Source organism: Bradyrhizobium sp. BR 10289, assembly GCF_019455385.1.
GTDB lineage: Bacteria > Pseudomonadota > Alphaproteobacteria > Rhizobiales > Xanthobacteraceae > Bradyrhizobium.
Genome location: NZ_JACOFR010000008.1, coordinates 58,464 through 70,428 on the forward strand (window position 1 = coordinate 58,464; position 11,965 = coordinate 70,428).

General features: G+C 64.1%; 17 protein-coding genes. All 17 read right to left on the reverse strand.

Going from position 1 to position 11,965, the window contains the following annotated elements:
• On the reverse strand, positions 1 to 1,329 hold the full coding sequence (locus tag HYH08_RS15685) for a chloride channel protein (protein ID WP_220010724.1): 1,329 nt from the start codon (positions 1,327 to 1,329) through the stop codon (positions 1 to 3).
• A 54-nt stretch (positions 1,330 to 1,383) separates the two neighbouring features.
• Positions 1,384 to 1,680, reverse strand: a complete 297-nt coding sequence (locus HYH08_RS15690) for a DUF1330 domain-containing protein (RefSeq protein ID WP_220010725.1) — start codon at positions 1,678 to 1,680, stop codon at positions 1,384 to 1,386.
• A gap of 8 nt (positions 1,681 to 1,688) precedes the next feature.
• Positions 1,689 to 2,477, reverse strand: a complete 789-nt coding sequence (locus HYH08_RS15695; protein WP_220010726.1) for an SDR family NAD(P)-dependent oxidoreductase — start codon at positions 2,475 to 2,477, stop codon at positions 1,689 to 1,691.
• Between the two features lie 81 nt (positions 2,478 to 2,558).
• Entirely contained in the window at positions 2,559 to 3,398 is an 840-nt protein-coding gene (locus HYH08_RS15700) for a c-type cytochrome (RefSeq protein WP_220010727.1), read from the reverse strand.
• A gap of 118 nt (positions 3,399 to 3,516) precedes the next feature.
• Positions 3,517 to 3,933: a 50S ribosomal protein L17 gene (rplQ, locus tag HYH08_RS15705; protein WP_014494513.1), complete on the reverse strand. Its 417-nt coding sequence runs from the start codon at positions 3,931 to 3,933 to the stop codon at positions 3,517 to 3,519.
• Positions 3,934 to 4,053: 120 nt separating this feature from the next.
• Positions 4,054 to 5,085, reverse strand: a complete 1,032-nt coding sequence (locus HYH08_RS15710; RefSeq protein ID WP_220010728.1) for a DNA-directed RNA polymerase subunit alpha — start codon at positions 5,083 to 5,085, stop codon at positions 4,054 to 4,056.
• A gap of 115 nt (positions 5,086 to 5,200) precedes the next feature.
• Complete coding sequence (rpsK, locus tag HYH08_RS15715; protein ID WP_007603045.1) at positions 5,201 to 5,590, reverse strand: 30S ribosomal protein S11; 390 nt, start codon at positions 5,588 to 5,590, stop codon at positions 5,201 to 5,203.
• A 132-nt stretch (positions 5,591 to 5,722) separates the two neighbouring features.
• The gene (gene rpsM / locus HYH08_RS15720; RefSeq protein WP_220010729.1) at positions 5,723 to 6,091 is read right to left on the reverse strand and encodes a 30S ribosomal protein S13; all 369 of its coding nucleotides are present in this window, start codon (positions 6,089 to 6,091) and stop codon (positions 5,723 to 5,725) included.
• Positions 6,092 to 6,276: 185 nt separating this feature from the next.
• Positions 6,277 to 7,146 carry an adenylate kinase gene (locus HYH08_RS15725; RefSeq protein WP_220010730.1) on the reverse strand — a complete coding sequence of 290 codons (870 nt, stop codon included), beginning with the start codon at positions 7,144 to 7,146 and terminating at the stop codon, positions 6,277 to 6,279.
• A 270-nt stretch (positions 7,147 to 7,416) separates the two neighbouring features.
• Positions 7,417 to 8,748 carry a preprotein translocase subunit SecY gene (secY, locus tag HYH08_RS15730; RefSeq protein WP_220010731.1) on the reverse strand — a complete coding sequence of 444 codons (1,332 nt, stop codon included), beginning with the start codon at positions 8,746 to 8,748 and terminating at the stop codon, positions 7,417 to 7,419.
• A 149-nt stretch (positions 8,749 to 8,897) separates the two neighbouring features.
• Positions 8,898 to 9,383, reverse strand: a complete 486-nt coding sequence (rplO, locus tag HYH08_RS15735) for a 50S ribosomal protein L15 (RefSeq protein ID WP_220010732.1) — start codon at positions 9,381 to 9,383, stop codon at positions 8,898 to 8,900.
• Between the two features lie 75 nt (positions 9,384 to 9,458).
• Positions 9,459 to 9,653, reverse strand: a complete 195-nt coding sequence (rpmD, locus tag HYH08_RS15740) for a 50S ribosomal protein L30 (RefSeq protein ID WP_063682757.1) — start codon at positions 9,651 to 9,653, stop codon at positions 9,459 to 9,461.
• A 23-nt stretch (positions 9,654 to 9,676) separates the two neighbouring features.
• Positions 9,677 to 10,270, reverse strand: coding sequence for a 30S ribosomal protein S5 (rpsE, locus tag HYH08_RS15745; RefSeq protein WP_008136332.1), 594 nt, complete (start codon positions 10,268 to 10,270; stop codon positions 9,677 to 9,679).
• A gap of 47 nt (positions 10,271 to 10,317) precedes the next feature.
• Positions 10,318 to 10,680, reverse strand: coding sequence for a 50S ribosomal protein L18 (gene rplR / locus HYH08_RS15750; RefSeq protein ID WP_008549238.1), 363 nt, complete (start codon positions 10,678 to 10,680; stop codon positions 10,318 to 10,320).
• 11 nt (positions 10,681 to 10,691) lie between these two features.
• Positions 10,692 to 11,225: a 50S ribosomal protein L6 gene (gene rplF / locus HYH08_RS15755; protein ID WP_220010733.1), complete on the reverse strand. Its 534-nt coding sequence runs from the start codon at positions 11,223 to 11,225 to the stop codon at positions 10,692 to 10,694.
• 16 nt (positions 11,226 to 11,241) lie between these two features.
• Complete coding sequence (gene rpsH / locus HYH08_RS15760) at positions 11,242 to 11,640, reverse strand: 30S ribosomal protein S8 (protein ID WP_027554158.1); 399 nt, start codon at positions 11,638 to 11,640, stop codon at positions 11,242 to 11,244.
• Between the two features lie 14 nt (positions 11,641 to 11,654).
• Positions 11,655 to 11,960, reverse strand: coding sequence for a 30S ribosomal protein S14 (rpsN, locus tag HYH08_RS15765; RefSeq protein WP_057745473.1), 306 nt, complete (start codon positions 11,958 to 11,960; stop codon positions 11,655 to 11,657).
• Positions 11,961 to 11,965 lie beyond the last annotated feature (5 nt).

Sequence of the window (11,965 nt, forward strand, 5' to 3'; positions counted from 1 at the left end):
CTAGCTTGACGCGGGCGGCGCCTTAGCTTCCGGCGGACGCGCCGCCCGCTCGACAAAGCCTTTTGCGAGCGCGTGATAGATGCCCTCCTCGCAGATCATTCGCGAGACCAAATGAGAAATGAGCGCAGCGGCCATCAACGGCACGACCATGCCGTGATTGTCGGTCATCTCGGTCACGATCACGAAGGCGGTGATTGGCGCCTGCACCACGCCGGCGAAGTACGAGACCATGCCGAGCAGCATGATTGCACCGAGCGGTGCTTCGTGGAAGAATGTAGCGATGTTGCAGCCGAAGCCGGCACCGACTGCGAGCGACGGCGCGAAGATGCCGCCGGGAATGCCGCTTATTGCGGCAAAGGTCGTCGCAACCAGCTTCAGAAGGCCGAAGTCCTGCGGCAGCGGCGTGCCATGCTCGAGGGCCGCCTTCACCTGTTCGTAGCCCGTGCCGTAGACGGTATTGTCGGATACCAGGCCGCAGATCGCAACGGCAAGACCACAAGCGAACGCGAACCACAGCGGATGGCCCTTTATCGCGCGACCTGCGGAATTCCTGAAACCGCGGGCCGTGACGATGACGATGCGGCTGAAGAGGCCGCCCGCGAAGCCGCCAACCACGCCACAGAGCGGAACCGCGAGCCAGTCGGCGCCGCGCGTCAGCGCCGTTGCGCTGCTGCCGAAATATGAGTAGTTGCCGGCGAGCGCGAGCGAGGTGAGTCCGGCCGCAATGACGGCGGCAATGATCAGGCTCGAGGTGCGAGTCTCGAAGGCGCGGCTCATCTCCTCGATGCCGAACACGATACCTGCGAGCGGCGTGTTGAAGGCGGCAGCAACTCCGGCAGCAGCACCGGCGAGGATCAGCCCGGGCTGCCGGCGTGGCGAGACGCGGCCAAGCGCGAACATGATGGAGGCACCGACCTGGACCGTCGGTCCCTCCCTTCCCACGGAGCCTCCGCACAATAGACCGAGCAGGGTGAGTATCACCTTCCCGACCGCGATCCGAAGCGAGACCAGGCTCTCACGCGCTTGCTGGTCGCTCAGATGCCGGGCGGCGATCGCCTGCGGGATTCCGCTGCCCTGCGCATTCGGGAACAGCCGAATGGTCAGGTAGGCGGATAGCATGAAGCCGAGCGGCGTAACCGCCAGTGCGAGATAACGCGACTTGGCCAGCAGAAGCGCGAAGGCATGCTGGGCGAGATCGGCGAGTTGGGCTAGTGCCACGGCCGCGGCGCCCACCGCGACACCGCCAAGCAGAAAGATCGCTCGCCTTTGCCATCGCGCTGATGCCAGCCGGAAAAGGCGTTTGTGGCGGGTCGACAGGGGCTGCAGCATGCGCCAACTTTAGCTCGTCGGGCCTCGAAGTGAAGAGGTACGCGAGCACACCAGCTAGTCCGGAACCATTCCCTCGACGAACATCAGGCGCCGCTCCAGCGCCGTCCGCCGCAGCTTGAGCGCCTCGCCATATTCCGGTGACGCGTACCACTCCCGCGCCCGCGCCATCGAAGGGAATTCCACGACGATGATCGTCTTCGGCGGCGGGTCGCCCTCCACCACCTCGGCGGCGCCGCCCCGCGCGAGGTAGCGGCCGCCGTATTGCGCGATGGTCTTCGCCGCGAGCGCGCGATAGGCCTCGAAGCCTTCGGGATCGCGCATCTCGACTTCCGAGATCACATAGGCCGGCATGCCACGTCTCAGGCAATCGTATTGACGATACCGCCTTCCGCGCGCAACGCCGCACCGTTGGTCGCGGACGCCTCCTTCGACGAAACATAGACCACCATGTTGGCGATCTCCTCGACGCTGGCGAAGCGCTGGATCAGCGAGCTCGGGCGATGCTGCTTGACGAAGTTGGCCGCGGCTTCATCGACCGACTGGCCGTTCTGTTTCGCCAGATCCTTCACGAAGGTCTCGACGCCCTCCGACATGGTCGGTCCCGGTAGCACGGAATTGACGGTGACGGCGGTGCCCCGGGTGAGCTGCGCGAGGCCCCGCGCGATCGAGAGCTGCGCGGTCTTGCTCATGCCGTAGTGGATCATCTCGACGGGAATATTGAGCCCGGACTCCGAGGAGATGAAGACGATGCGGCCCCAATTGCGCTTGAGCATGCCCTTCATGTAAGCGCGCGAGAGGCGGACGCCGCTCATCACGTTGACCTCGAAGAAGCGCGTCCAGTCCTCGTCCGGGATCTCGAAGAAGTCCTTGGGCTCGAAGATGCCGGCATTGTTGATGAGGATGTCGACCTCGGGCAGCGCCGCGACGAGCGCCTTGCAGCCCGCAGCGGTCGAGACGTCAGCGGCGATGCCGCGCACCTTGGCGCCCGTCCCTTCCAGCTTGCGCACGGCGGCATCGACCTTGTCCTGGCCACGGCCGTTGATCACGACGCTGGCGCCGGAAGCGGCAAGGCCCTTGGCAATGGCATGGCCGATGCCGGCGGTCGAGCCGGTCACGAGCGCGGTCTTTCCGGAAAGGTCGATCTTCATGCGTTTATCTCCTTTGATGTTGACGGAGATATCGTGCGCTGCATACGCAGCTTCAATCGCGCCTCACCTATGCGTGAGGAGTCAGCTGCGCGGCGGCAGCGTTCTAAGGAAGGCGACGATGGCATCGAGATCCTGTGCCGTCATGGTGGCATAGGCAGCATAGGCCATCGGCGGCTTCAGCTTGTGTCCGTCGCGCGCGATGCCTTGCGTAATCGCACGTTTGATTTCGTCGTCGCTCCACTGCCCGAGGCCTGCCGCAGGATCCGACGTGATGTTGGGCGAGACGGACTCGCCCCACGGCCCCCTAAAGGTCCGGCCGCCCTTGCCGCTCGCCGCGGCGAAATCGTGCACCGCGGACGGGCCTTCGGGCGTGTGGCACTCCAGGCAGTGTGCGATGGTCAGGAGATAGCGGCCGCGCGCCAGCTTGTCGGTGAGCTCGGTCTCGCTCGCCTGCTTGCCGGCATAGGTCGGCACCTCCGGCTTCAGGGCGATCCTGTATTCCGGCGCCGGCACTTCGTGGCGCACCGATGGCACCGAGCGCAGGTAGGCCGTGAGCGCGTCGAGATCGCGGGCCGTGAGCACCGTGTAGAACGCGGTCGGCATGATCGGCGCGACCCTGGTGCCATCAGGCTTGAGCCCGCTGACGAGGAAATGCTTCAGCTCGGCATCGCTCCAGTTGCCGATCCCGGTCTCCTTGTCCGGCGTGATGTTGGAGCCGGAGACCTTGAAGGCGGGCTCGTCGAAAACCTGGCTGCCGCCCGAGAGCGCGCGAGAGAGATCGAGCCCTTGCGGCCCACGCGGCGTGTGGCAGTTGTGGCAGACCATCACGCTGCCGACGAGATAGGCGCCGCGCTCGACCAGCGTCTCAGCTACGGCCGGCGACATCGCAAGCGCCAGCACGATCGCAAACACAATCCTCATGAGGGCCCCCGCCCGGAAGCGCGTTCAACAAAACGATGCGCGGCATGAGATGCCGGCGCGCCATACAAAAAAGCGGCGCCCAGGGGCGCCGCTTTCCGAAAACCATCGACCGGTCGGCTTATGCCGCCTCGGCTTCCTTCTCCTGTACCGGACCGGAATCCTGGCCCTTGGCATCGACGTCGCGATCGACGAACTCGATCACGGCCATCGCGGCGTTGTCGCCGTAGCGGAAGCCGGCCTTGATGATGCGGGTGTAGCCGCCCTGGCGATCCTTGTAGCGGGGCGCCAGCACGTCGAACAGCTTCTTGACCTGGTCCTTGTCGCGCATCTCGGAGATCGCCTGGCGGCGCATGGACAGGCCGCCCTTCTTGCCGAGGGTCACGAGCTTCTCGACGATCGGACGAAGCTCCTTGGCCTTGGGCAGCGTGGTGACGATCTGCTCGTGCTTGATCAGCGCGGCGCACATGTTGGCGAACATCGCGCGGCGATGCTCGGCCGTGCGGTTGAGCTTCCGATGAACCTTGCCGTGACGCATGTAACTATTCCTTGTTTTAGAACTGCCGCGACGGTTCGTCGGACCAGTTGCTCAGGTGGGCTTCCTGCGTTCGCCCGTAAAAATGACGGCCGGGGACGCCGGCCGTCACGGTGAAGTCGATCAGTAGTGATCTTCGAAGCGCTTGGCGAGCTCGTCGATGTTCTCCGGCGGCCAGCCCGGCACTTCCATGCCGAGATGCAGACCCATCTGGGCCAGCACTTCCTTGATCTCGTTCAGCGACTTGCGGCCGAAGTTCGGCGTGCGAAGCATTTCGGCTTCCGACTTCTGCACGAGGTCGCCGATGTAGACGATGTTGTCGTTCTTCAGGCAGTTGGCCGAACGCACCGACAGCTCGAGCTCGTCCACCTTCTTGAGGAAGGCCGGGTTGAAGGCGAGGTCCGGGATGATCTCCTGGGCGACTTCCTTGCGCGGCTCTTCGAAGTTGACGAACACGTTGAGCTGATCCTGCAGGATGCGCGCGGCGTAAGCCACCGAGTCATCCGGCGAGATCGCGCCGTTGGTCTCGATCGTCATGGTCAGCTTGTCGTAGTCGAGGATCTGGCCCTCGCGGGTGTTCTCGACCTTGTAGGAGACCTTGCGGACCGGCGAGTACAGGCTGTCGACCGGGATGAGGCCGATCGGGGCGTCCTCGGGACGATTGCGCTCGGCGGGCACGTAGCCCTTGCCGGTGGCGACCGTGAACTCCATGCGGATCTCGGCGCCCTCGTCGAGGGTGCAGATCTGGAGCTCCGGGTTGAGCACGACGACATCGCCGACGGTCTGGATGTCACCGGCGGTGACGACGCCCGGACCCTGCTTCTTCACGACCATGCGCTTGGGGCCTTCGCCCTGCATCTTGATCGAGATGTCCTTGATGTTGAGCACGATGTCGGTGACGTCCTCACGGACGCCAGCGATCGAGGAGAACTCGTGCAGCACGCCGTCGATGTGCACCGACTGCACCGCCGCGCCCTGGAGCGAGGAGAGCAGAATGCGGCGCAGCGCGTTGCCGAGGGTCTGGCCGAAGCCGCGCTCGAGCGGCTCGGCGACGATGGTCGCAAAGCGGGTCGAATCGCTGCCGGGGGTCACCTGGAGCTTGTTCGGCCGAATCAGTTCTTGCCAATTTTTCTGGATCGTCACTGTTTCACCCATACAGGCCAGTCGATTTGAGGCATCAAATACTGGCGTTGGAGAAAGGCCGCAGGTCGCACCCGCGGCTTCTTGCAAAGTCATTGCGGGCGCCGATGCGCCCGCAACTCCTCAAAAATCAAACGCGCCGACGCTTGCGCGGACGGCAACCGTTGTGCGGGATCGTGGTCACGTCGCGGATCGAGGTGACGGTGAAGCCCGCGGCCTGGAGCGCACGGAGCGCCGACTCGCGGCCCGAACCGGGACCAGCGACCTCGACTTCCAGCGTGCGCATGCCGTGCTCCTGCGCCTTCTTCGACACGTCTTCGGCGGCAACCTGCGCGGCGTACGGGGTCGACTTGCGCGAACCCTTGAAGCCCATCGTGCCGGCGGAGGACCAGGCAATCGTGTTGCCCTGCGCGTCGGTGATGGTGATGGTCGTGTTGTTGAACGACGAGTTCACGTGCGCGACGCCGGAGGCGATGTTCTTGCGCTCACGACGACGAACGCGGGTGGCTTCCTTGCCCATAGATGACCTTTCCTGGAGATCTCAAACGCCGCCGTAATGCCAGCGGCTACACCTGTGAAAGCAAATAGCGAGTAGCGAACGGCGAATAGGGAAACTCCCCTACCCGCCATTCGCCACTCTCAATTCACCAGTTTACTTCTTCTTGCCGGCGATGGCCTTGGCCGGACCCTTGCGCGTACGCGCATTGGTGTGGGTCCGCTGACCGCGCACCGGCAAACCGCGACGATGGCGCAGGCCGCGATAGCAGCCGAGGTCCATCAGACGCTTGATGTTGATGCCGACCTCACGACGCAGGTCGCCCTCGACGAGATAGTCGCGGTCGATCACTTCGCGGATCTGGAGCACCTCGGCGTCGCTGAGCTGATTGACGCGACGATCCTCGGCGATCTTCACTTTCTCCATGATGTCACCGGCGATCTTCGGGCCGATGCCATGGATGTACTGGAGCGCGATCAGCACGCGCTTGTTGGTGGGAATGTTCACGCCGGCAATACGGGCCACGGCCTTCTCTCCTGTTGCCGACCCTCGTCAGGATCGGGCTTTAAGTGCTTGCGTTCTCGGGCAGGTGTTCACAAACGCGAACACGACGCCCACCCCCGGTCTTCCTGGGGCCCGGCATCGTATGAAACTATCCGACTTGGATGCGGGGCTTATTAGGGGATTCCAGGGGCTTTCGTCAACCGCTGCTAGCGTTTGGCTCGCTTTTTCGTGACCTTTTTTGGTCCCTTCTTCGAAGCTTTTTTGACGGCCGTTTTGGCCGTTTTCTTGGCTGCCTTTTTGACCGTTTTCTTGACGGCCTTCTTGGCACCCTTCACGGCCTGTTTGGCCGCTTTCTTGGCGGTTTTGGTCGATTTGGAGGGCCTTTTAGCCGCTTTCGCGGGCTTTTTCGCCGCCTTCTTCTTCGCTGCCTTGGCCTTTTTGGCCGGGGCCGCCTTCGCGGCGCTGCGGGCGTGCGTCTTGGGCTCGACCGCCCCCAGCGCCAGCAGCTGGCGGTGGATGGCGCGGGTGACCTCGTCAATTGCCATCATGCCGTCGATGGTGGAGAGCTTCCGCCGCTCGGAATAGTAGTGAATCAGCGGTTCCGTCTGGCTCCGGTAGCTGGCCAGGCGCTTGGTCAGGACCTCGGGGGTATCGTCGACCCGAACCTCCTCCCCGCGCTCCCGCATCTGGGCCACGCGGGTCTCGACGCGACTCAGCAGCGCGCTCTCGTTGACGCGGAGCTCGATCACAGCGTCGAGCTTGAGGTGCTTGTGCTTGAGCAGCTCATCCAGCGCTTCGGCCTGCCCCACGGTGCGCGGGAAGCCGTCGAGGATGAAACCGTTCCTGGCGTCCGGCTGGTCGATGCGATCGGAGATGATTCCCACCACGACGTCGTCAGGCACGAGGCCGCCGCCAGCCATGATCTCCTTGGCCTTCAGCCCGACCGGTGTGCCCGCCGCGACGGCTGCACGCAACATCTCACCGGTCGAGAGCTGGACGATGCCGTAGCGCTGCACCAGCAGCTGCGCCTGGGTCCCCTTACCCGATCCTGGCGGTCCAAGAAGTATAATTCTCATCGGCGTACGCCCCCCGATTGGTGAGCGATACGTCGCGCACCTGTGTTTGAAAGTTCAGCAACAGTGCAAACCATAATCGGCGCCGCACCGCTACCCATATCATAAGGGAGCGGACGGGCGGACGCCAAGAAGGGCTTTGAAATCAGCGATTGCGCCGCGTCGGGAGCCGCTCTGCCGAAGCCACCGAACGGCTTGTCGACTGCTTGCACGGGCGCCGCGCGTTGCTCGCGTGGCGAATCGGCGGCGCGGTCGCGCCGCCGATTGAAGCGCTTAGCGGCGGCGGCCGCGCAGCTTCGACTTGCGGATCAGGCCTTCGTACTGATGGGCCAGCAGATAGCCCTGCACCTGCGCCACGGTGTCCATGGTGACACTGACGACGATCAGCAGCGAGGTGCCGCCGAAGTAGAACGGCACCGAGGCGTAGGAGATCAGGATCTCCGGGATCAAGCAGACGATCGCGAGATAGATCGCACCTAACACGGTAATACGCGACAGCACGTAATCGATATATTCGGCGGTGCGCTCGCCGGGACGGATGCCCGGAATGAAGCCGCCATGTTTCTTCAGATTGTCCGCGGTCTCGGTCGGGTTGAACACGATCGCGGTATAGAAGAACGCGAAGAACACGATCAGCGCGAGATAGAGGATCAGGAACAGCGGACGGCCATGGCCGAGCTGGGTGGTGATCCACTGGAACCATTCCGGCCCGCTGCCCGCGTTGAAGTTCGCAACCGTGGTCGGCAGCAGCAGCAGCGAAGACGCGAAGATCGGCGGGATCACGCCCGAGGTGTTGAGCTTGAGCGGCAGATGCGAGGACTGGCCCTCGAACATCTTGTTGCCGACCTGGCGCTTCGGATACTGGATCAGCAGCCGGCGCTGGGCGCGCTCCATGAACACGATGAAGGCGATCACGGCGACCGCCATCACGATCACGACCAGGATCAGGCCGGTCGACATCGCGCCCTGACGGCCGAGCTCCAGCATGTTGGCGAGCGCGGCGGGCAGCTCGGCGACGATGCCAGAGAGAATGATCAGCGAGATGCCGTTGCCGATGCCGCGCGAGGTGATCTGCTCGCCGAGCCACATCAGGAACATGGTGCCGCCGGTCAGCGTGATCGCCGTGGACAGGCGGAAGAACATGCCGGGATCGCTGACGACATTGCCGGCGCCTTCGAGGCCGACCGCAATGCCGTAGGACTGGAACGCGGCCAAGATGACCGTGAGATAGCGGGTGTACTGGTTCAGCAGCTTGCGGCCCGCCTCACCTTCCTTCTTCAGCGCCTCGAGCTGCGGCGAGACGGTGGTGAGGAGCTGGATGATGATCGAGGCCGAGATGTACGGCATGATGTTCAGCGCGAAGATCGCCATGCGGTGGATGCCGCCGCCGGCGAACATATTGAACATGCCGAGGATGCCGCCCGCCTGGGACTTGAACACCTGCTCCCAGATGTTGGGATCGATGCCGGGCAGAGGGATGTAGGTCCCGAGCCGATAAACGAGCAGCGCACCCAGGGTGAACCAGATGCGCTTCTTCAGTTCGTCGGCCTTGGCAAACGCGCCGAAATTGAGGTTGGCTGCCAGTTGTTCCGCTGCAGAGACCATCTTGGACTTTCTCCCGCCGCCTGTTGCGCCGTCATGCCCGCGGCCGGGCTAAATAGAGCGGACGCCGGACATTATCTGGGGCTCTGCTTCGATAAGTCCACGTCCCGCATGCGTAAAGGCCCGCGAGGCGCGGGCCAATGACGCAGTTGTTACGCCGCCTCGCCTTCTTCCTTGGCAGGGGCGAGGATCTTCACCGAACCGCCGGCCTTCTCGACCGCGGCGATCGCGGTCTTGGTGGCGCCGTGCACCTCGATGTTGAGCTTGGACTTGAGCTCGCCGCGGCCGAGCAGCCGCAGGCCGGCCTTGGCGCGGCGCAGCACGCCCGCCTTCACCAGGGCCTCCATGGTCACGGCGCTGCCGGTGTCGATCTTCTTGGCATCGACGGCGTCCTGGAGCCGGTCGAGATTGATCTCGGCGAACTCGACGCGGAAGATGTTGTTGAAGCCGCGCTTGGGCAGACGGCGATGCAACGGCATCTGACCGCCTTCGAAACCCTTGATGCGCACGCCCGAACGCGCGGTCTGGCCCTTGCCGCCGCGGCCGGACTGCTTGCCCTTGCCCGAACCGATGCCGCGGCCGACGCGCATACGCTTCTTGCGCGAGCCGGCGTTGTCGGCGATATCGCTGAGCTTCATCGCCCTTCTCCTTGTGTCTTGCGCACGATCTTCACCGAAAACAGGCAACCTGCCTTCGGGATCGCGCGCCGCTTCTTACTTCTCGTCGACGATACGGACGAGATGGTGAACCTTCTCGATCATGCCGCGCACCGCAGGCGTGTCCTGCAGTTCGCTGGTACGGCCGATCTTGTTGAGCTTGAGCCCGATCAGCGTCGAGCGCTGCGAGTGATGGCGGCGGATCGCGCTGCCGATCTGCTCGAGCTTGATCGTCTTGCTGGCCTTGGCCATGGGGATCTACTCCAGAGATTCCGTTAGTCGGCAGCCGCCTCGGCATCGCCACCGATACGGCGCGACTGCAGAGTGGACACCTTGATGTTGCGGCGGGCTGCGACCGAACGCGGCGAATCCTGATGCTTCAGCGCGTCGAAGGTCGCGCGAACCATGTTGTAGGGGTTCGACGAGCCGATCGACTTGGCGACCACGTCCTGGACGCCGAGCGTCTCGAACACGGCGCGCATCGGGCCGCCGGCGATGATGCCGGTACCGGCCGGAGCTGCACGCAGGTAGACACGGCCCGCGCCATGACGGCCGGCGATGTCGTGATGCAGCGTGCGGCCCTCGCGCAGCGACACACGGGTCAAATTGCGCTTGGCGGACTCGGTGGCCTTGCGGATCGCCTCGGGCACTTCGCGCGCCTTGCCGTGACCGAAGCCGGCGCGGCCCTTCTGGTCGCCGATCACGACCAGCGCTGCGAAACCGAAGCGCTTGCCGCCCTTGACCACCTTCGCCACGCGGTTGATGTGGACGAGCTTATCAACGAACTCGCTGTCGCGCTCCTCGCGCTCCTTGCGCTCACGTCCGCCGCCGCGCTGATCGCGTCCACCACGCTGTTCGCGTTCTGCCATGGTTTTTCCAATCCTTCAGAGGCTTGCGCCTCAATCCTCAAATTCTGTTAGAAGCTCAGCCCGCTCTCACGCGCGGCGTCGGCGAGAGCCTTGACGCGCCCGTGGTAGAGGTAGCTGCCGCGATCGAACACGACTTCCTTGACGCCCTTCTCGGCGGCACGCTCGGCCAGCAGCTTGCCGACCGCCTTCGCCGCATCGATGTCGGCGCCGGTCTTGCCGCCGTCGCGCATCGCCTTCTCGAGCGAGGAGGCAGAGGCCAGCGTCTCGCCCTTCAGATCGTCGATGACCTGGGCGTAGATGTGCTTGGACGAGCGGAACACCGACAGACGCGGACGGCCACCACCGGAGCGGCGCAGCTTCAGCCGCACACTCCGCTTGCGCCGGGCATTCGTAACCTTGGCTTTGGACATGACCGGCTCCGTTACTTCTTCTTGCCTTCCTTGCGGAAGATGAATTCGCCAACATACTTGACGCCCTTGCCCTTGTAGGGCTCCGGCGGGCGATAGCTGCGGATCTCGGCCGCGACCTGGCCGACGCGCTGGATGTCGCTGCCCGACACCGTGATCTCGGTCGGCTTCGGCACGGCGATCGTGATCCCTTCCGGGATCTGGTAGATAACGTCGTGGCTGTAGCCGAGCGCGAGCTGCAGGTTCTTGCCCTGCATCGCGGCGCGGTAACCGACGCCGGTGATCTCGAGCTTCTTCTCGAAGCCCTTGGTGACGCCTTCGACCAGATTCGCGACCTGGGCGCGAGCGGTACCGTACAGCGCGCGGGCGCGGTTGGTCTCGGCGCGCGGCTTGACCTTGATCTGGCCGCTCTCGAGCTTCACCTCGACGTCGTCATGAACGACGAACTGAAGCTGGCCCTTCGGCCCCTTCATCTTGACGGTCTGCCCATCGACGGTCGCGGTCACACCCGACGGAACCGCCACAGGCCTTTTGCCAACTCGTGACATGGATGAAAAATCCTTCTCAGAACACCGTGAAGAGGACTTCACCGCCCACATTCGCGTCGCGCGCGCTGTGGTCGGCCATGATCCCCTTCGGCGTCGACAACACCGAAATGCCGAGCCCGTTGTTGACCCGCGGCAGGTTCTTCACCGAGGCGTAGACGCGGCGCCCGGGCTTGGAGACACGTTCGATCTCGCGGATGACGGGCTCGCCGTCGAAATACTTCAGCTCGATCTCGATCTCGCTGCGGCCCGAGGAGTGCTCGAGCGTGGCGTAGCCGCGGATGTAGCCCTCGGTCTTGAGGACCTCGAGCACGTTCTCGCGCATCTTCGAGCCGGGCGTCGAGACCTTGGTCTTCGATCGCATCTGCGCGTTGCGGATGCGGGTGATCAGATCGCTGATTGGATCGTGCGTAGACATCTAAACGACCCTCCTTACCAGCTCGACTTGACGAGGCCCGGGACCATGCCCTTGGAGCCAAGGTCGCGGAGCGCGATACGGGACAGCTTGTTCTTGCGATAGTTCGAGCGCGGGCGGCCCGACAGCTCGCAACGCAGACGGATGCGGGTCGCCGACGAATTGCGCGGCATTTCCGCGAGCTTCAGGGTGGCGGCGAACCGCTCCTCCATCGGCAGCGTCTTGTCGGCGATGATCGCCTTCAACCGTTCGCGCTTCGGGGCGGCGTTCTTCACCATCCGCTTGCGCCGGTTGTTCTTCTCGACTGAACTCTTCTTTGCCATGCTTG